The following is a 19,072-nucleotide window of genomic DNA, read 5'->3' on the forward strand; positions in this document are numbered from 1 at the left end:
AATGACAGACAAGCGCCAATTTCAACGGGTGTCACTGAATGTAAATGGCACGCTGGCACATAATGATATCAGTATTGACGTAGTAGTTAGCGACGTATCACTGCAAGGTATCAAGCTCCAGGCAACGGAAAATGCGCTTTCGACCTTACCGTTTGACAGTCATGATCCTTATACAGCTACCTTTCAGGCAAATGAAGACAGCCCAGTAATAACTCTTTCTATTTCGCAATTGTATCGACATGCCGACAGCAGAAAAGAAAGGGTGTCATTAGGCTGTAAAGTAGAGCGAATGGATGTAGACAGCATTAGCGCTCTTCGCCGTTTAATTACCTTAAACAGCGATGACGCCAGTATTGATGAGAAAGACTTGAATGCATTAGTTAATGCGGTTTATCAGGCGCCACATTAACCTTTAAAAAACGCGTTTCACTCGTTTAAAGCAAGAAAGGCCCGTTCAATAGGCCTTTCAATCTAACTTGCACCGTCAACACTTTACTTAAATATTGGGCCTCCCCTTACTCCAGCGCGTCTAGCGCTTCGGATAAACGCGCTACCGGTACCACTTTCATGCCATTAATGGCTTGCTTAGGTGCATTAGCTTTAGGCACAATCGCACGCTTAAAGCCATGTTTCGCAGCCTCGATGATGCGTTCCGTTCCATTGGGAACTGGACGAATCTCACCGGCGAGCCCTACTTCACCGAACACAATTAAGTCACGAGGCAAGGAGCGATTTCGAAAGCTAGAAATCATCGCTAAGAGCAAAGCCAAGTCCGCACTGGTCTCAGAAACACGTACACCGCCCACTACGTTCACAAACACGTCTTGGTCGTTCATTTGCACGTTGCCATGACGGTGAAGTACTGCTAACAGCATAGATAAACGGTTCTGATCCAACCCCACAGCAATTCGTCTTGGGTTAGACATTTGCGAGTAATCCACTAGTGCCTGTATTTCCACAAGTAGCGGGCGTGTGCCTTCCCAAATTACCATCACGCTCGACCCCGGCGTTTCGTTGTCTCCTCGACTTAAGAAAATGGCAGAAGGATTACTCACCTCTTTTAGGCCCTTCTCAGTCATCGCAAATACACCGAGCTCATTTACTGCACCAAAACGGTTTTTATGACTTCGAAGCGTACGGTAACGTCCATCACTTTCCCCTTCCAGCATCATCGAACTGTCGATACAGTGTTCAAGTACCTTCGGCCCCGCTAAGTTACCGTCTTTGGTTACATGGCCTACAATAAACATAGCGATATGGTTTTGCTTAGCAAAGCGTGTTAAATACGCAGCGCTTTCGCGTACTTGCGACACACTGCCGGGCGCAGACTGCACATCTGACACATGCATAACCTGAATTGAATCGATGACCATGATTTTAGGCTTTTTCGTGAGCGCTAAATCGCAGATTGTTTCCACATTAGTTTCGGCAAGCATCATCAATTTGTCGTCGGGAAGGTTTAATCGCTTTGCTCGCATAGCAACCTGCTGCAGCGACTCTTCCCCTGTAACGTAGAGCGCAGTTTCACTTTTTGCCATCTGACACATAACTTGAAGCAAAAGCGTACTTTTACCTGCACCTGGCGACCCACCAATTAGCATAGCTGCGCCAGGGACTATTCCGCCCCCTAACACTCTATCGAGCTCTTTAAATGTTGACGAGAATCGCGGTAGTGATTCGAGATCTATTGCATTTAAAGTCTCTATTTTGGCAGCGGTTTGCCCTGCGTAACCTGACGTGGTTTGGCGCGCGACACTTTTGGCACTTGCAACCACAAACTCACTTATTGTGTTCCACGCTTTACATTCCGAACATTGCCCCTGCCAACGAGGAAACTCTGCCCCGCAGTCAGAACACACATAAGCAGTTTTACGTTTTGCCATATTCCAGTTTTATCCGATGATTAAAAAGAGTATTCTACCACTTAACAACGGTGATTTAAGCACAAACCTACGGTCAGTTTTCGATTAAAAAACCCCCCAAAAGTCTAACAACTTTCTGGGTTAATGAGTTTTGCTGATTTGCCGATAACAACTAAAATAATGATACTAAACAACAAAGTTGCGCATTCATGAGTCAAGATTTAAAGCAATATGCTGAAATAATTGAACAGCTAAAGCCCATGGTTAATGAGCCTGAATTTAACCAGGTATTGCTTCAAACAGCTTCTGATGTGCCAAAGGAAAAACGCTTTTTAATTAAAATGGAAGTCAAGCGTTTAGCCAAACCTTGCATGCGCACCATAGATTTGCGCGGTCATGTTGACGGAAAGTGCAAGAAATACGTGCACGAAGGGCGAAGCCACTACATGGATGACGTTGCCGTTGATAAGTTTGAGGAACAGCTGCGCGTTTTTGGTCGATACACTTATGGTGTGTATGAGGCTGTTCAAAACACTGAAAATAACTTCCGTTTAATGCGTGAAAAAGAGCTTGCTCAAGAACGCGCAGATAAAGAAAACCCAGAAATTAAAAAGCGCTCAGCCGTTTTAGAACAATTCAAAGTTCCTACTGTAAACCTTCTCGACTATAGACAGCGCAATACGGAACGCATGAACTTCGCGGTTGCAGTGGAAATAGTAAATAGCGCCAATCAGTCTATGCGCGGTTTAAGTGTCGATATTTCCCTTGAAGGCTTGCAAGTCAAACTCTCAAAAGACTCATTTTTCAAAAAAGACGAAACCCTTTTTATCTTCTTTAGGGGTCTAGAGTCTGAGTTTGCCATGGATAAAAAAAATGGCATTGCATATAAGCTTATAAAAGTTATTACTAAAAATGATGTTAACTACCTTGCCTTGCAGCGCGATAAAGAAAAACCCAGCCCTGCTTTCGACAAGTTTTTAGAAAGCTTCATTCACGGCAATAAACGCCGATACAAAGTGAATATGAGCAACACCATCGAGGCAATTACTAGTAAGATTTGTGAGCAGTACTTTTCACCTCGAAGCCCTACGCTGCCGGTTTACATAGACGTCGTCAATAAAACTATGATCCCCCGGTTTGCTATGGTTAACGAAGTTAACAGAGAGACGGTACAGTATTGGCAAGATGAAGAAGATAACTGCCGATTGAACTTCTTGTTAACGCAAGAAAGGCTCATGCGCTTGTTGCAGAAGTCGGAAGAAGTAAGAGAAATCTTCGTATTTAGTTTTACACATTTACAAAATGACAAGGTTTACTTTTACTCTGCATCTTATGAAGAGCTTAAGCAGAAGGATGTGCTTACTCGTGTATTTTTGGGGTTTGGCTCGAAGAAAGCGAGTTGGCGTGTATTCAAAATAACCCTAACAGACATGGATCCCGAACAGGCTCACATTCCTCTTTCAATTCCAGATTCTGTAGGCAATAAGGTTAAAAAGCTTAACACTCCGCCATCTGCAAGGTTAATGTCGAAACTGAAAAACCTACGTTTTTTAGCACACGTAACTGACGTAACCTCAGTAACAGGGCAAGAGACCTACAACGAATTTAAGTTTAACCGAGAGAACCTCTCTCACTTGCGAAACTTTGGGCACCCGCGCAATCGTGCTCCGTCGAATGTTCAAGTGGTTAGGTTTAAATATGAAGAACAGCGTATCGAGAGTCGTTATCAGCTAAGAACTCAAATTGAAGCTCGATTCAATAATGAAGATGTCGTGCATAAAGGGATCAGCGAAGACATATCAGTTCACGGACTCGGTCTTCGAATAGAACTCAGCAAAGAATATAAAGGTAATTTAGAAGGTAAAGTAGAAGTAGCTTTCCCACGACTTCAGGAGATTGCCAGTTCGTTTGATGTCATGCATCTACAATACGAAATTATTTATCACAATGTCGACAAGAACATACTTCACCTAAAAACTATGCCGGGCGACGAAGGTAAAGGTGCTCGAAACTTCTTTGAAGAATTAATTAAAAAGAATAAGGGCAACCTTAAAGTAGACATTGACGAAGAAGAAGTACCAGGCATGGGGCAAGCGCTTCGTTGTATCAATGCGAGAAATGCCACTTCCCTTTCCTTCTTAATGAGTAAGGAAGGAGTTCGCTACACACCTCAAGCCTGTATTGTTGGTAAGCAAGACGAACGCATTACCACACTGACCACTCAATACGCGGAACGTGGGAAAGTGAATCTAGAGTTTCTTTTCAGAGACAGAAAGCAAGACATACCTTTTGTACAAAGTGGCATTAAGGCAGTTAAGCTTGAAAATATGCCTCTGCGACAAGAGTTATTCATCTCGTTTGATGCATCTCAAAAAGAGCCGCGAATGGCTATCATTCCACGCTATTCTGATAAGTTTGAGAATAACGAGCAGCGCAGAGCTTTTATTAGAGAAGCCATGGTTCGCGGCCAGTTCGTGGCCATTCATGTAATGCTTACCACTACGGGTAAGCCTGACATGACCATGCTACAAACCGAAATCAATTACGTCACCATGTATGCCATGCATAGAGCCCGTGAGCTAGAGAAGAAAATGTGGAGTATTGCTGCGTGCTCGCATCTCATTGATGTAACAGACGAAGTGCTCATACGGTACGGGTTCACAATGGAAGACATCACAGCGAATAAGACGCTGAAAAGCACCGTTCAACCTAAAGCCATAGCGCGCAACGCTTAGTTGTACTGGTTTACATATGCTCGATATAGTTATACTAGTTAACATGAGCTCACGCTTGCAGATTATCTTAAGTCGGTGAGTCTTGAATCGAAAGCATTAAGATACATGTGGCGTGTGGCCTGTAACTAGTGTCTGGTGACAGGTGAAATATAAAGTGTGAAACGCTAGCTTTATCTCCTTCAAACTAGCGCGTCAATTACAGATTTTGGTTGGCTATTTATTCAGAAAGTAAAGAAGGCTGTGCAAACTACCAATTCTTATCGCCACATCTGCTTTTTCGTTAACTAATGGTTTACCGTGACATGCTACACCTAGCGCAGACTCAGCCATCATAACTAAATCGTTAGCACCATCCCCCATAGCAACCGTTTGTTCGGACGCAATTTGCCACTTCTCTGCAAGGGCTTTAACGGTACGCGCTTTAACCTCTGCATTGACAATTTCACCTTCAACTTTTCCCGTTAACTTTTCGTTTTCCACAGCGAGAGTATTGGACACCGCGAAGTCTAATCCAAGCCTCGCTTTTAAATGGTCAGCGAAAAATGTAAAGCCACCCGAAGCTATCGCCAACTTCCAATTATGCTGCTTTAAGTGAGTAAGTAAGGTTTGTATGCCTGGCATAATGGGTATGCTGTCACGAATTTGATTAAGGTGACTGACTGGTACTCCTTCTAAGCATGCCACCCTGTGCGTCAAACTATCGTTAAACGCAATCTCTCCTCGCATGGCTTTAGCGGTAACTTCTGCCACTTGCTCACCAACACCTGCTAACTTAGCTATCTCATCAATACATTCGATAGCGATGACGGTGCTGTCCATGTCCATGACCAGTAACCCGGGCTCGGATAATGATGGCCTTGTGGCTTGGAGCCCAATGTCCACGTTATATGCCTGAGATACATCACCGAGTAGCGGCTTTATTTGGTCTAGTTCAGCGCGATGCATGTCACCTCTAACCTCAATAACATCATCTCCAAATTGTTTATGCAAATGATGGAATGCAATCGTCACAGGTGTAAAAACGTCTTTAAGCTTATTCAAAACGCTTTGTAGTAAATAAGGAGTCACAGCTTGACCAATTACAGTCAACGTATGCGAGTACGTACTATCGTCGTGCTTATTGTTAACTACATAAGACAAAGATGAAGCTAGGTGGATTTCGTCATTATTGATATTACTAAGAAGAGTGTCTTTCATATCGCACACAGAAACTGCGGTGTTTGGCAAATGGTGCTCTAATGCTAACCAATTAGACTAACTAATAAAATATCTCCTTTTAAATTATTTCGAATTATCCTACTGTTAGGCAACCCTCGTGACTTTATGGAAATGCGAATTGGTAGACGGGCTTAGTAAAGCAACTTCACAATCAAATAATGACTCTCATTCTTTGTACACAGTTTTGAAGCGATTATTCCATACAATAGTAGTGAGTACGGTTTTTGCCTTGATTGTTGTATTGCTTTTACTCTTTCAACAATACCAAAATGACTGGCTCACTGTGCAAACTCGCTTCTCGGGAGAGAGCATAGCGAGGCAATACGCAAAATTGCTACAGCCAGCCTTTATTGCTGATGCACTTACTAACCAAGAAACTGAAATTGACGCTGAGGCAACGCTATCAAATACGCTTTCTCAACGGGAATATATTGAAAGTGTCGCCTCTATTTTAGTCAATGAGCCACACATTCTAGCCTTATCTGTGTTTGATAAAGATGGGAGGTACATTGCCCCTCTACCACAAATCGACAGTGTGGTATCACTGAGCCAATCGCAAAGCGTAACACCTCTGACCTATGTCGGCGTTATTAGTGACGAGGATGATAATCTTCTCGGTTACGTGAATATTCATATGAATACTCAGGCAGTATTAGAAAGTCCCCTTACATTGCGTTATCAACTGGCACTTATTGCCAGCATTCTTATATTCTTAGCCCTTATGCTTGGCATTTACCTAACCCGAGCATTTTATAAATCTCGCCCTTGGTTTATTCAGGTAATTGAGTCAAAAAGAAATAAAGAAAAGCGCTAAAGAGGGAAATCAGGGGTTTCTGCTTCGCCGTCAGTATTGATTTTGAAAAGTCGATGATAATTAGCTGTGGTAGTGGAAACTATTTCCTCACACGACACGTTAAAAATATTACTCATTACGTCGACAACATCCGATAAATAACCCGGTTCGTTAGCCTCTCCCTGTCTACCGCACATGGGCATATCTGGGGCATCAGTTTCTAAGAGCAATCTATCAAAGTGGTGCTCTAACAGAAATCCAAGGGTATTTCGCGTCTTTTGTGCTCGTTCGTAGGTAATGGTACCACCTATTCCCAAGTACATTCCTCGTTCAATGTACCCTTTGGCCGCCTCCACACTACCAGAGAATGCATGTACAACGCCGACACCTTGATACTTGGCTTGCTTAAGCCCTTCAAGCAGTAAATGATGGCTTTTCCTGTGATGCAGAATAACAGGGAGCGATGCTTTATCAGCTAGTTTCAAATGAGTTTGTAACACTTCCTTTTGAAGCGCTAACGGCACACTTATATGACCGTCTATACCTGTCTCTCCCACCGCTTTTACCGATGGGTGTAGATTCGTAACAGCAGCTTTAAGCTGTTCAAGATTTTGGATTAGGGTCTGGTCATTTGTATCGCGCGCTTTTACTGCATCGTCACGACCGCTACCAGTTAGAAAATAAGGGTGAAGACCAAGAGCAGTGTCGATGGGAAGAAGATTTCTGTATTGTTCACTGAGCGCCTGTAACGCTTGCCACGACTGCGGATTAATACTTGGCGCCATGATACGCGTAACACAAGCCCCCTTAGCGTTCTGCAACGCTATATGAAGGTCCTTTTTCTGTGCAAGTAGGTCAAGGTGGCAGTGGCTGTCGATCATGGCTTAAGTGCTTCCTAACTCCCTGCATCTACTCACGCTAATGGTATCTGCCAGTTATACGCTGCCAAACACAAGTAGCTGTATGACTCACTGAACACATGCGCCGAATTCAGATTGAAATGAAAACAAGTGATCAAACGGAGCTTTAAGGCATCAAGCGCTGTGTCGCCCAGACACCATCTTCGGTTTTATTGTATTCGAAGCGATCGTGAAGTCTATCTTCTCCACCCTGCCAAAACTCAATTTGATGAGGCACAATTCGAAAGCCGCCCCAAAAATCTGGCACAGGCAATTGCTTGTTAGCAAACTTATCTTTTAACTGCTTAAACTGCGTAAGCAAAAGCTCTTTATTGCCAATTGGCTTGCTTTGCTTTGATGCGTACGCCGCTAGTTGACTATCTTTGGGACGAGAGAAGAAATAGGCGGCATTTTCAGAAATGGACAGTTTTTCAACGCTACCACAAACGCGAACCTGACGTTCCATAAAAAACCATGGAAAGTGACACGACACTTTAGGGTTAACGGCTAACTCTTGCGCTTTCCGGCTTCCCAAGTTTGTGAAAAACACAAAACCTTTTTCGCTCACATCTTTTAGCAAAACGATTCGCTGTGAGGGTTGACCACTTGCATCAACGGTAGCAACCGTCATAGCGGTAGGATCAGGAATTCCAGCGTCAATGGCGTCTTTCAACCATTTATCAAACAGGGTAAATGGGCTTGAAGTAATATCTGACTCGCTCAAACTGCCCTTTGAGTACTGCCTGCGCATATCTGAAATTGCCATATACCGCTCCTAAAAAGAGTTTGTTATGCTGCTGGTGTTGTTGAAAAACCGAATAGTAAATGGCTGAGTAAATGCTCGAATAAGCACATTTACCTCAGAGAGTTGCCCAGAAGCCATCGAGCTACAACATTGGGCAAAACGCCAACTAACAGTACTTTCTAATATAACGCCAGTTGCAGCTGACTAGCGTAATAAAGATAATATAAGCTTGGTTTAGAAGTTACTGTCGTCACCGTAACCCAATGAACGCAAAGCTCGCTCATCGTCTGCCCAGCCTTGCTTCACTTTAACCCAAAGCTCTAGAAACACTTTGTTGTCGAACAAGTTTTCCATATCTTTACGCGCTTGTTCGCCAATGGTCTTCAAATGCTTACCGCCTTTACCGATGATCATGCGTTTTTGCGTTTCACGCTCTACCAAAATCAGTCCGCTGATACGATAAACACCATTGTCAGCCATTTTAAACTGCTCAATTTCCACCGTGGTAGAGTAAGGCAACTCATCGCCCGTAAAGCGCATAAGCTTTTCGCGAATGATTTCGGCAGCCATAAAGCGGCTTGAACGGTCAGTGATGTAGTCTTCCGGGAAGAAAAACTCACTTTTTGGCAGCGACTTGGCTACCAACTCTCTAATTTCATCAACCATTTTGCCTTGCTTGGCACTGATAGGAATCATGTGCTCAAACGAATGCTTTTCGCCAAGCTTCTTAAGGTGAACCATAAAGTTTTCTTTATCTTCAACCTTATCCATCTTATTTACGATGAGGTAGCAAGGAAGGTTTGCTTGCTTAACCTTACTTAACACCATTTCATCTTCGGCGTTGAATCTATCGCCTTCAACGACAAATAACACAAGACCAACTTCCGCCAACGAGCTTGATGCCGCGCGGTTCATGTAGCGATTAATCGCGCGCTTCTCGTCTTGGTGAAGCCCCGGAGTATCAACGTAAATTGCTTGATAATCACCGTCGGTATCTATACCTAGAATGCGGTGGCGAGTGGTTTGCGGCTTGCGTGAAGTAATACTTACCTTTTGCCCTAGCAGTCGGTTAAGTAACGTAGATTTACCCACATTAGGGCGGCCCACTATGGCAACTAGGCCACAGCGAGTTTGAATATCAGGCATTTCTGGCAAGTTCGATTCATCATGCGTTGTCATCAAGCTTCTCCAATGTTAAACGAGCAGCTTCTTGTTCTGCTTTTCGGCGGCTATTGCCAGACGCCACTACGGCTTCAGGAAGACTTTCTACTTTGCAGCTTACTTCGAATGTTTGTGCATGATCTTTTCCTGAGATAGACAACACTTCATAGGTCGGCAGCGCTTGTTTGCGGCCTTGTAAAAACTCTTGAAGACGTGTTTTGCTGTCTTTAGGGTGGGCGTTAGGGTCTAATTTGTTTATGCGGGTTTCCCATAAACGGTCTATAACGCCTCGTACCTCGTCCATACCTGAATCAAGATAAATGGCACCTAAAATAGCTTCAACTGCATCAGCCAGAATCGAACTTCTGCGATGACCACCACTTTTGAGCTCACCAGGCCCCAAGTTTAGCAGTTCACCCACACTGGCTTCCTTTGCAAGTTCTGCCAGTGTGTCTCCTTTAACCAAGGTAGAGCGCATTCGGGTAAGCTTGCCTTCAGGTACGGTTGGAAAACGTTTAAACAGCGTTTCCCCGACAATCATGCCTAATATAGCGTCGCCTAAAAACTCTAAACGTTCGTTGTGCTGCTTGGCTGCACTACGGTGAGTAAGTGCTTGTTCCAATAAAGATTCATTGGTAAATGTGTAGCCTATCGCCTTGTACAGACGACGATATTTATCAATTCCCTGCATTAATGAATGCCACCTGCTCGCTCAAATCGAACACCTGTTGGTACCCACGTTGGAAGGAAGTCTGACGGGCTGCGCTCAAATTCAAATGAAATCCAAATCGCCACCGCTTTTCCAACCAAGTTTGCATCTGGCACAAAACCCCAAAAACGGCTGTCGCGGCTGTTGTCACGGTTATCGCCTAACACGAAATACTGGCCTTCTGGAACAATCCACTCGTTGCTGCGTGTGCCAGGCTGGGTATAAAAATTAACCGGCGATATCTCGCGCACTGGGTGGCGCAAAATGTCATGCTCTACCGTGCCTAAATCTTCGGTGTAACGCATAAGTTGCGCCATGTCCTGTACGAATTCACCGCGCTCTTGGAATGTAAGCGGTACCGCTTTTAATTTAGAACAGTCGTTACCAGACTCACACTTAGGTTTGATGTAAACCTGCTTGTTTTGATAAACCACTGTATCGCCCGGCAGACCGATTACTCGTTTGATGTAGTCGATTGATGGGTCTTCAGGATATTTGAAAACCACCACATCACCACGCTCAGGAACACCGGTTTCAATGAGCTTAGTTCTGAAGACCGGGTCTTTCACGCCGTACGCAAACTTTTCAACCAAGATGAAGTCACCAACCAGTAAGGTAGGCATCATAGAACCTGATGGAATTTGAAAAGGCTCATATAAAAAAGAGCGCAATACCAAAACGAATGCAATAACAGGGAAAATCTGTTGCGAAGTATCAACTAAGTACGGCAGTTGAGGATCTTCTCCATAGCGCGCCCCTTCTGCGGTTGCCGCAGCCTGTAAACGTGCTTTTCGCTTTGGCGCAAACACTAGGCTATCCACTAGCCAGATTAATCCTGTTATTAAGGTGAGTGCCACCAAAATCAAGGAGAAGTAATTCGCCATTATTTGCCCACCTTCAATACTGCAAGGAACGCATCTTGTGGCAATTCAACATTACCCACTTGCTTCATTCGCTTTTTACCTTCTTTCTGCTTTTGAAGTAGTTTCTTCTTACGGCTTACGTCACCGCCGTAACACTTCGCGATTACGTTTTTACGTAGCTGTTTAACTGTACTTCTTGCAACAATATGGTTACCGATAGCCGCCTGAATAGCGATATCGAACATTTGTCGTGGAATAAGCTCACGAAGCTTTTCTACCAGCTCACGACCACGACCTTGAGAGTTTTCTCTGTGCGTAATTACCGCCAACGCGTCTACACGTTCACCGTTAATAAGAATATCCACACGCACCATGTCTGAGGTCTGGAAACGCTTGAAATTGTAATCAAGCGACGCGAAACCACGGCTGGTAGATTTCAAACGGTCGAAGAAATCGAGCACCACTTCTGCCATAGGTAGTTCGTAGGTTACCGCCACTTGCTTACCGTGGTATGTCATGTTGGTTTGCATACCGCGCTTCTCAACACAAAGCGTAATTACGTTGCCTAGGTATTCTTGTGGCACAAGAATGTTAGCTTCAACCATAGGCTCACGAATTTCCGCAATATCGTTTACCGGAGGTAGCTTAGCTGGGCTATCCACGGTAAGGGTTTCGCCCTTGGTCGTTTCTACTTCGTAAATTACCGTAGGCGCAGTAGTGATAAGACCCAAATCATATTCACGTTCTAAACGCTCTTGAATGATTTCCATGTGCAGCATGCCAAGGAAACCAATACGGAATCCAAAACCTAGCGCTGCAGAGCTTTCTGGCTCATAGAATAGTGAAGCGTCGTTCAGGCTTAATTTCGCCAAGGCGTCACGGAAGTCTTCGTAGTCATCAGAGCTTATTGGGAAAATACCGGCATAAACCTGAGGTTTAACCTTTTTAAAGCCTGGTAGCATTGCGTCAGCAGGCTCGCGTGCCAAGGTAATGGTGTCGCCCACTGGTGCGCCTTGGATATCTTTGATCCCAGCAATAATAAAGCCTACTTCACCAGCTCTTAATGTGCCCGTATCAAGTGGCTTAGGCGTAAATACACCGATTTTGTCAACCTGATGCGTTTGACCATTCGACATGATTTGAATCTTGTCTTTTTTGGTCAGCTGGCCTTCTACAATACGTACCAGTGAAACAACGCCTTGATAGTTGTCGAACCACGAATCGATGATTAGCGCTTTAAGTGGCGCTTCGCGGTTACCTTCTGGCGGCGGGATTTTATTTACAATGACTTCAAGTACATCTTCAATACCGATACCGGTTTTTGCTGAGCAGCGCACAGCGTCCAGTGCATCTATACCAACAATATCTTCAATTTCTTCTGCAACGCGGTCTGGCTCAGCCTGAGGAAGGTCGATTTTATTTAGCACAGGCACCACTTCCATATCCATCTCGATAGCGGTATAGCAGTTTGCCAATGTTTGTGCTTCTACGCCCTGACCTGCATCAACAACTAATAGCGCACCTTCACAGGCAGCAAGTGAACGAGATACTTCATATGTGAAATCAACATGTCCTGGGGTGTCGATGAAGTTAAGCTGATAAGTTTCACCGTTGCGCGCTTCGTAGTTCAGCGTCACGCTTTGCGCTTTGATAGTAATACCGCGCTCTTTTTCCAGGTCCATTGAGTCGAGAACCTGCTCAGCCATTTCGCGGTCTGTTAGCCCTCCACAATGCTGGATTAGACGGTCTGACAGCGTAGACTTACCGTGGTCAATGTGGGCGATAATACTGAAGTTACGAATGTGCGATTGTTGCATAATGCTGGAAATTACCTGCAGAAAAATTCATTAAACAAAAAATGCTGCTTGCCTTGCTTCAAGGGTTATACGCAGCGCGTGCGGATTTTACCCATTTCTGGCGCGAAAAGCGAATTGACGTAGCGGAAAATTTACTACTTAAAGCAAACATAGCAAATGGGAGTGGCAACCTGACGTGACTTTTACGTCCTATATCAAAACCTAGCTAATTTCATGAATCGGGTTAACGCACTTCAATGACGCTTTAAATCACCTAAAAGGTTGCGTTACGCCCTTCGGTAAAGCAGAAATCTATTGGCCGCTCTCTTGTTGACTTAACAAAACGGGTTGATATTTTGTTCGCTCTACACGATGTAACTTGTAAGCAATCAACTTATAAGTAATGAAGGTTACTAAGGCGCTGGGCAGCATTGCCCATAACTCGTGATTAAAGCTTGTCGTGCTGAGCACCGACATCGACGCAGAATATGACCCAATGAACGCGATAAGTGGCAACAAATATAACCATGCAGACGCGCTTAAAATACCAGCTTCAGGAATTCCCACAGTGACTTGCTGACCAATCCGCACTGGAACTGGAGTACGCAGCGTTAATTGCTGTGTTTTCGGAGCAATAGCGCGAGAAATAACACCTGTCCCACAATCACTTTGCGCCTGACATGCATTACAAGTCGTTTTAATTGCCGCTTCTACGGTAACTGAATCACCATCAACGGCAACCACTGTGGCAGTTTCTCTAATCATTGTTACTCAAACGCGAATCTATTAATTTATACTGCTGATAGGCCGTAAAGACGTTGCAATAGCGTTTGCTGTTTGCAACGGAATTTCTCCCACCACTGTCACTTGTGCTTTGCCGTCAGTTAAGGTTAAAAACGTACTCACTTCATTGCGCAGCGCGAGTGTTTCACCTAAAGCATCTTCCGCCGGCTGAACATAAACAGAGACGTCCACAAGCCCATCTGAAAAAAGTTTATATTCTACAACTTGACCTGTTAAGGCCAGTCGTCTTGTATCTTGCTTGATTTCTCGCATACCTGCCGGCAGATAGGTGACGTCCCATTTGTGTGGACGGTTTGGCGCATTGCTCAGCGCCATGGGCGCAGGTAACGATGCCGAATTAATTCGTGAGAAATATTCAGCAGGCTCAGGCGATATCGCAAATGCGGTAACCTGAATCTGCTCCAATAGCGCTCCTTGCAAATCAAGCATGTTCAGTTTGAGCAACATACCAGACGACTCATCCAGCCACAGTTGATAGCCAAAACGCGTGTTATCTCGGCTGACTATTCGAATTTGCTGTGCTGAACGTCCTGCCACACGAGCTCTCCCTACTGCTACGAACTCGTAAGCTTCAGCAAGCTGCTCTGGGTGGTAGAGTAGTGCGCTAGGGATAGGCCCATTGATATGCTTAGAACGCAAACTGTAAGGTTGAACATCTGGTTCAAACACACTTACCACATCGTTTACGCGAATAAGTTCACGTCCGGGTCCATTCTGAAGGTTCAGTTGTTCAAGCTCGGAACCATCTTCCATAATTGCGTGACGCCACAAGTACGGGATGGTTTCTTTGCCTGCGACAGTTTGAACAAACGATACTTGGAAGTTGGCGTTAGTAATAATATTTTGAAGCTCGGCGAGCCACTGGTTAGCCGATTGTGGCTGTTGCACCTGAGACGCAGTTGCACGTTGCTCTTCACGAACCTGCTCTTCTACCGCCTCTCTCTGCTCAGAAAGTTCTTGCTGGTCAACCTTAATAGAGGCTTCTGAATTAGCTTTTAATTCCGTGTTATTTTCACTAGAGGACAGTACAGCTATGCGAGAAGATTCTGCTTCTTCCACAGAAGAAGTCTGAGCCACCGCCGGCTGAACCCCCAAGCCCGAAATGAAAAAAAGTGCAAGAATAGATCTACAGCGCATTTTTCCCGCCTTAAAACAAACATACCAGCAGTATATGCTGGTATGAGTAAAATATGAAACCGAACCTACATCAGAATTCACATCATGTAGGTATGCTTCTATTAATTTTTGAGCTGACTAAGCAAATGACTATGGACGCTCCGGTCCGCTAGTCTCACTTTCGCCTTCGTCTTCCTGCGCTTGCTTAAGCTTAATTTGCTGCTCATGGTCAGCGATTAGCGCGTTAATTTTACGCTTTTTCTCAAGCATTTCATTCATGTCGTTACGTGGTAACGTTCTGGTCTGCTCAAGACTAACCGGAGACAATCCACCTTGCGGGGCAATCGTTGGCGCTGTCATGAAGGGCTCAGTAGGCGCTTCCTGGTTGGTGTATTGAACACCAAAGATAACTGCCACTGCCACCGATGCAGCGACTGCAAACTGCCCTGATTGTTTTGCAAAAGGAATAACATTGCCAACCAACGGTAGTGACTGCCAACGCGAGCGTTTAGGTGCGACGATAGCTGGCTCATTTTCAAGCGCAGCTGCTACGCTTGCAGTGATGTCCAACTGAGGAGCAACACTTGCTTCTTTTCTCATTGCACCGCGATACACATGGTAACGTTGCCATTTGGCCTGAAGCGCTTCATCCTGCTTAATTGCATCGATGATGTCATTGCCTTCTATCTCACCATCCATGAATGCGGACAATTTTTCTTGCTGTTGCGTCATATATTCATTTCCAGATCAAAGTGATCGTTAACTACCCTAACACAGCTGTTAGTCATCGTAGAAAAAAGAAAGTTCATCTTTTTTTGATTTTATTTCTTTTTAATTTTCTAACAGCGGTTGAATAACTTTATCAATCGCCTCTCGGGCCCTAAAAATACGGGATCTCACCGTACCCACGGGGCACGACATTACGTTCGCTATTTCTTCGTAGCTCAACCCTTCAATTTCACGCAATGTGATTGCCATGCGCAAATCGTCCGGCAGCTTCTCAACTACCTTAAACAGGGTTTCTTCAATTTCCTCAGATAACAGGCTTCGCTCGGGTGTTGATTGCTCTTTTAAAGCATCGCTACCTTCGTAAAAATCTGCTTCGTCAGCATCGACATCGCTTGCAGGCGGCTTGCGACCTTGAGATACAAGATAGTTCTTGGCGCTGTTTACCGCAATGCGATACAGCCAAGTATAAAATGCACTGTCGCCACGAAAATTAGGTAAGGCACGGTATGCTTTAATGAACGCTTCTTGCGTTACATCAGCAACGTCACCGGTATTTTTCACATAGCGAGAAACGAGATGCATTACTTTGTGCTGATAACGGGTTACCAACAAATTGAACGCATTTTTATCGCCACGCTGTACTTTTTCGACCAGTTGTTGGTCGGTTATCTGCTCGCTCATTCGAGCCATTACTCCCTACTTCAACTACACAATAGCTCTAACAAGCATGTGTGTAGACGCGTTCTTTTTACAAAAGTTCTGTAAAAGCATTAAATATTTTAAAAAATGCTTAAGTCAGGGGCCAAGAATTATTGTGTTTTGCCACTCATCCTTTAGACTTGCCGAACCTTTGCTCGTTTGAATTGATATAAAAATACATGAAATCTGTATCGTCTTCACTAACTTCCACATCAAATGCAATAGAACACCGTTGCGACGTATTGATTATTGGGAGTGGCGCGGCAGGATTAAGCTTAGCTCTTAAGCTCGCCGACCATTGTCAGGTTATTGTGCTTAGTAAAAGTGACCGCAATGAAGGCTCTACCCGTTATGCGCAAGGCGGTATTGCCGCAGTATTCGATGAACAAGACTCCATAGACGCTCACGTAAAAGACACGCTTGCCGCAGGCGCTGGGCTTTGCGAGGAGCCTGCTGTGAGATTCACTGCAGAACGAGCAAAAGCATCGCTTGAATGGCTAATAGGCTACGGCGTACCGTTTGATACAGAGAAAAGTGAATCTGGTGAAGAGCGCTTTCATCTAACCCGCGAGGGTGGACACAGCCACCGACGCATACTCCACGCAGCCGATGCAACAGGCGAAGCGCTTCAGATTACGTTGAATGATGCGGTATCGACGCATCCGAATATTCATGTATTTGAGCGTTATAACGCTATTGACCTAATCCCTTCTAAAGAAAAGAAAAACACTTGTGTTGGTGCTTATGTGTGGAACAGGCAACAAGAACACGTAGAGGTAATTCGTGCACCGTTTATTGCACTAGCGACAGGCGGTGGTAGCAAAGTATATCAGTATACCTCTAACCCCGATGTGTCCAGTGGTGACGGCATTGCTATGGCGTGGCGCGCAGGTTGTCGCGTAGCGAATATGGAGTTCAATCAATTTCATCCTACTTGTTTGTTCCACCCGCAAGCGCGCAACTTTTTAATTACCGAGGCGTTGCGCGGTGAAGGCGCGAACCTATGCCATGCGGATGGCACCCGCTTTATGCACAAATTCGATGAACGTGGAGACCTTGCTCCACGTGACGTAGTAGCCCGCGCAATCGACTATGAAATGAAGCGATTGGGCGCTGACTGTATGTATTTAGATATCAGTCATAAGCCTGCCGACTTTATCGTTAAGCACTTCCCTAATATCTATCGCAAATGTCGGTCTCTTGGTATCGATATTACCCGAGAGCCTATTCCTGTTGTGCCCGCAGCGCACTACAGTTGCGGCGGGGTAATGACTGACTTTAATGCCAAAACCGATTTGAATAATGTATACGCTATCGGCGAAGTGGCCTATACAGGGCTGCACGGTGCCAACCGCATGGCGTCTAACTCACTACTAGAATGTGTAGTATTCGCGAGTGCGGCTGCAGAAGACATTATTAAAAATCTGCCCAGTGCAGATTGTGAAGAGTCAATTGCGCCCTGGGATGAAAGTCAGGTGTCAAATTCTGACGAAGAAGTAATCATTCAGCATAACTGGCACGAACTTAGGCTGTTCATGTGGGATTACGTGGGCATTGTGCGAACAGATAAACGTCTTGAACGTGCCATGCGCCGCATTAAACTATTAGAGCAAGAGATCACTGAGTATTACTCACACTTCAGGGTCAGTAACAACCTGCTAGAGCTTCGAAATCTGGTTACCGTGGCGGAGCTTATTGTGCGATGCGCCATGGAGCGAAAAGAAAGCAGAGGGTTGCATTTCAATTTAGACCACCCTGAACAATTAGATAGTCCTGTTCCGACAATTCTTATACCCAGAAAACAACTGTCAGGTTCTGACGTTGGTTCGCTTATCACCCAGGACAGTTTTACCGACGCTGACTAAAGTAAAGGTAGGCGCTTAGGAATGGAGGAGGCAAATTGTACTGCCTCCACACTTAGCGCTTGTTAGGCAGTATCACCGTCAATTTAACTTATATCTAAAAAGAGAGCATAACAGCATGCTCTCTTCGTCATCTCTTTGGTTATCAGACTTCCCTACTCTACCTTTTGACAACTAACATTATTGTAAAAGTATTTTGGGTTAACTCGCGTTAAATGAAAGACTTGCGGTTAAATGCACAATGCTGTCGTCACTGTCAGTTACATCCAATAACACGCTATGCTCTGTTTTACAGTGTTGTTGAATATGGATATCAGCAGGCAAAAAAACCGGCTTTTTGAAACGACAGTATATCTCTTTCAACGTAGTAGATTGAGCATGTTCTTGGTGACTCACAAATACAGATACGGCACGTGATAGCGTCCACATTCCATGCGCTATCGGCCGTTTAAATCCGAACGCCTTGGCGGATATTGCAGATAGATGAATGGGGTTATAGTCACCCGAAAGCTTGGCATAGCGCCTGCCTGTATTAGAAGCAGCACTAATTTCGCCTATGAGCGCCCTATTCTCTAAGTCACAATCATCATGTAGGTCATTTTTAGCGCCAAGTGGTGCAACATGTACCGCTTTCACCTTCACCAAATAGCTACTTACTGCTCTATAAACAATGTTGCCCGCTTGCAATGCTTCCAACATGACGTCCACCTCCCAACCTCGGTTGTGAGGTCTTACCTCGTGAAAGCGCACGCGACATTCAAATGGCTCACTCAAATCACAGTGGTCTAACACCCATACTTTGTTGGCAGCATGAATAAGGCCCAGTAATGGAAATGGGCTCTGTTTGTCGAGCAAGCATTGCATTTGCAGTGGTAACGAGAGCATTTGAAGATAAAGAGGATGAGCGTGCTCACTAGCGGGCCAATCGACCTCTTGGCAAAAAGCAGCGTAATGCTTGTTGTCGACATTAAGCGTTTTCGTGTAGATGCGTTGAGGCAACGTAGGCGGTTTAAACTGCATAAGCTGCCTGGCGTCAACGCGTTTAAATAACGCTTTGGTATACTCACGAAACATCTATTTA

The 19,072-nt window shown here is 44.8% G+C and carries 17 protein-coding genes; 4 read left to right on the plus strand and 13 right to left on the minus strand.

Features of this window, described 5'->3' with window-relative positions:
* The first annotated feature begins 1 nt into the window (after position 1).
* Positions 2-409: a PilZ domain-containing protein gene (locus BGK61_RS03930; protein ID WP_014998935.1), complete on the plus strand. Its 408-nt coding sequence runs from the start codon at positions 2-4 to the stop codon at positions 407-409.
* A gap of 106 nt (positions 410-515) precedes the next feature.
* Here BGK61_RS03930 and radA read toward each other — a convergent pair whose 3' ends face one another.
* Positions 516-1,883 (minus strand): DNA repair protein RadA, encoded by a 1,368-nt coding sequence (gene radA / locus BGK61_RS03935; RefSeq protein WP_014950096.1) that lies wholly within the window; start codon positions 1,881-1,883, stop codon positions 516-518.
* Positions 1,884-2,071: 188 nt separating this feature from the next.
* On the opposite strand from radA, the gene BGK61_RS03940 reads away from it, so the two are divergent.
* Positions 2,072-4,597: a PilZ domain-containing protein gene (locus BGK61_RS03940; RefSeq protein ID WP_076012480.1), complete on the plus strand. Its 2,526-nt coding sequence runs from the start codon at positions 2,072-2,074 to the stop codon at positions 4,595-4,597.
* A gap of 213 nt (positions 4,598-4,810) precedes the next feature.
* Here BGK61_RS03940 and serB read toward each other — a convergent pair whose 3' ends face one another.
* Positions 4,811-5,794, minus strand: a complete 984-nt coding sequence (gene serB / locus BGK61_RS03945) for a phosphoserine phosphatase SerB (RefSeq protein WP_014998937.1) — start codon at positions 5,792-5,794, stop codon at positions 4,811-4,813.
* 118 nt (positions 5,795-5,912) lie between these two features.
* On the opposite strand from serB, the gene BGK61_RS03950 reads away from it, so the two are divergent.
* Positions 5,913-6,629 carry a hypothetical protein gene (locus BGK61_RS03950; protein ID WP_044556819.1) on the plus strand — a complete coding sequence of 239 codons (717 nt, stop codon included), beginning with the start codon at positions 5,913-5,915 and terminating at the stop codon, positions 6,627-6,629.
* Here BGK61_RS03950 and BGK61_RS03955 read toward each other — a convergent pair.
* The 10 genes from BGK61_RS03955 to rpoE form a co-directional block, all read right to left on the minus strand.
* A complete protein-coding gene (locus BGK61_RS03955; RefSeq protein ID WP_076012481.1) occupies positions 6,626-7,489 on the minus strand; it encodes a TatD family hydrolase in 864 nt (287 codons plus the stop codon). The two genes, BGK61_RS03950 and BGK61_RS03955, sit on opposite strands and share 4 nt — an antisense overlap.
* 145 nt (positions 7,490-7,634) lie before the next feature.
* Positions 7,635-8,273: a pyridoxamine 5'-phosphate oxidase gene (gene pdxH / locus BGK61_RS03960; protein ID WP_076012482.1), complete on the minus strand. Its 639-nt coding sequence runs from the start codon at positions 8,271-8,273 to the stop codon at positions 7,635-7,637.
* A gap of 213 nt (positions 8,274-8,486) precedes the next feature.
* Positions 8,487-9,398 carry a GTPase Era gene (era, locus tag BGK61_RS03965; RefSeq protein WP_076012486.1) on the minus strand — a complete coding sequence of 304 codons (912 nt, stop codon included), beginning with the start codon at positions 9,396-9,398 and terminating at the stop codon, positions 8,487-8,489.
* A gap of 19 nt (positions 9,399-9,417) precedes the next feature.
* Positions 9,418-10,104, minus strand: a complete 687-nt coding sequence (gene rnc, locus BGK61_RS03970) for a ribonuclease III (RefSeq protein ID WP_014998942.1) — start codon at positions 10,102-10,104, stop codon at positions 9,418-9,420.
* A complete protein-coding gene (lepB, locus tag BGK61_RS03975; RefSeq protein WP_076012483.1) occupies positions 10,104-11,006 on the minus strand; it encodes a signal peptidase I in 903 nt (300 codons plus the stop codon). The genes rnc and lepB overlap by 1 nt, the downstream gene beginning before the upstream one ends.
* Entirely contained in the window at positions 11,006-12,802 is a 1,797-nt protein-coding gene (gene lepA / locus BGK61_RS03980; RefSeq protein WP_076012484.1) for a translation elongation factor 4, read from the minus strand. The genes lepB and lepA overlap by 1 nt, the downstream gene beginning before the upstream one ends.
* Before the next feature lie 291 nt (positions 12,803-13,093).
* Positions 13,094-13,546, minus strand: a complete 453-nt coding sequence (locus BGK61_RS03985) for a SoxR reducing system RseC family protein (protein ID WP_014998996.1) — start codon at positions 13,544-13,546, stop codon at positions 13,094-13,096.
* Positions 13,547-13,567: 21 nt separating this feature from the next.
* Positions 13,568-14,722, minus strand: coding sequence for a MucB/RseB C-terminal domain-containing protein (locus BGK61_RS03990; RefSeq protein WP_076012485.1), 1,155 nt, complete (start codon positions 14,720-14,722; stop codon positions 13,568-13,570).
* Between the two features lie 129 nt (positions 14,723-14,851).
* Positions 14,852-15,433: a sigma-E factor negative regulatory protein gene (locus BGK61_RS03995; RefSeq protein WP_014998998.1), complete on the minus strand. Its 582-nt coding sequence runs from the start codon at positions 15,431-15,433 to the stop codon at positions 14,852-14,854.
* A gap of 99 nt (positions 15,434-15,532) precedes the next feature.
* Positions 15,533-16,111, minus strand: a complete 579-nt coding sequence (gene rpoE / locus BGK61_RS04000; protein WP_012518957.1) for an RNA polymerase sigma factor RpoE — start codon at positions 16,109-16,111, stop codon at positions 15,533-15,535.
* 197 nt (positions 16,112-16,308) lie between these two features.
* Here rpoE and nadB point away from each other — a divergent pair, with 197 nt between their 5' ends.
* Positions 16,309-17,994, plus strand: a complete 1,686-nt coding sequence (nadB, locus tag BGK61_RS04005) for an L-aspartate oxidase (RefSeq protein WP_014998999.1) — start codon at positions 16,309-16,311, stop codon at positions 17,992-17,994.
* Between the two features lie 198 nt (positions 17,995-18,192).
* On the opposite strand, the gene BGK61_RS04010 is transcribed toward nadB, so the two are convergent.
* Positions 18,193-19,065 (minus strand): MaoC family dehydratase, encoded by an 873-nt coding sequence (locus BGK61_RS04010; protein ID WP_076011588.1) that lies wholly within the window; start codon positions 19,063-19,065, stop codon positions 18,193-18,195.
* Positions 19,066-19,072 lie beyond the last annotated feature (7 nt).

It is taken from the genome of Alteromonas abrolhosensis (assembly GCF_001953635.1).
GTDB classification, from domain to species: domain Bacteria; phylum Pseudomonadota; class Gammaproteobacteria; order Enterobacterales; family Alteromonadaceae; genus Alteromonas; species Alteromonas abrolhosensis.

What these genes read in the sequence shown, in the direction of transcription:
- rpoE (WP_012518957.1), bottom strand. Translation starts at nt 16,111, where the DNA reads ATGAGCGAGCAGATAACCGACCAACAACTGGTCGAAAAAGTACAGCGT.
- BGK61_RS03995 (WP_014998998.1), bottom strand. Translation starts at nt 15,433, where the DNA reads ATGACGCAACAGCAAGAAAAATTGTCCGCATTCATGGATGGTGAGATA.
- BGK61_RS04010 (WP_076011588.1), bottom strand. Translation starts at nt 19,065, where the DNA reads ATGTTTCGTGAGTATACCAAAGCGTTATTTAAACGCGTTGACGCCAGG.
- pdxH (WP_076012482.1), bottom strand. Translation starts at nt 8,273, where the DNA reads ATGGCAATTTCAGATATGCGCAGGCAGTACTCAAAGGGCAGTTTGAGC.
- BGK61_RS03990 (WP_076012485.1), bottom strand. Translation starts at nt 14,722, where the DNA reads ATGCGCTGTAGATCTATTCTTGCACTTTTTTTCATTTCGGGCTTGGGG.
- nadB (WP_014998999.1), top strand. Translation starts at nt 16,309, where the DNA reads ATGAAATCTGTATCGTCTTCACTAACTTCCACATCAAATGCAATAGAA.
- era (WP_076012486.1), bottom strand. Translation starts at nt 9,398, where the DNA reads ATGCCTGATATTCAAACTCGCTGTGGCCTAGTTGCCATAGTGGGCCGC.
- rnc (WP_014998942.1), bottom strand. Translation starts at nt 10,104, where the DNA reads ATGCAGGGAATTGATAAATATCGTCGTCTGTACAAGGCGATAGGCTAC.
- BGK61_RS03940 (WP_076012480.1), top strand. Translation starts at nt 2,072, where the DNA reads ATGAGTCAAGATTTAAAGCAATATGCTGAAATAATTGAACAGCTAAAG.
- radA (WP_014950096.1), bottom strand. Translation starts at nt 1,883, where the DNA reads ATGGCAAAACGTAAAACTGCTTATGTGTGTTCTGACTGCGGGGCAGAG.
- lepB (WP_076012483.1), bottom strand. Translation starts at nt 11,006, where the DNA reads ATGGCGAATTACTTCTCCTTGATTTTGGTGGCACTCACCTTAATAACA.
- lepA (WP_076012484.1), bottom strand. Translation starts at nt 12,802, where the DNA reads ATGCAACAATCGCACATTCGTAACTTCAGTATTATCGCCCACATTGAC.
- BGK61_RS03930 (WP_014998935.1), top strand. Translation starts at nt 2, where the DNA reads ATGACAGACAAGCGCCAATTTCAACGGGTGTCACTGAATGTAAATGGC.
- BGK61_RS03955 (WP_076012481.1), bottom strand. Translation starts at nt 7,489, where the DNA reads ATGATCGACAGCCACTGCCACCTTGACCTACTTGCACAGAAAAAGGAC.
- serB (WP_014998937.1), bottom strand. Translation starts at nt 5,794, where the DNA reads ATGAAAGACACTCTTCTTAGTAATATCAATAATGACGAAATCCACCTA.
- BGK61_RS03985 (WP_014998996.1), bottom strand. Translation starts at nt 13,546, where the DNA reads ATGATTAGAGAAACTGCCACAGTGGTTGCCGTTGATGGTGATTCAGTT.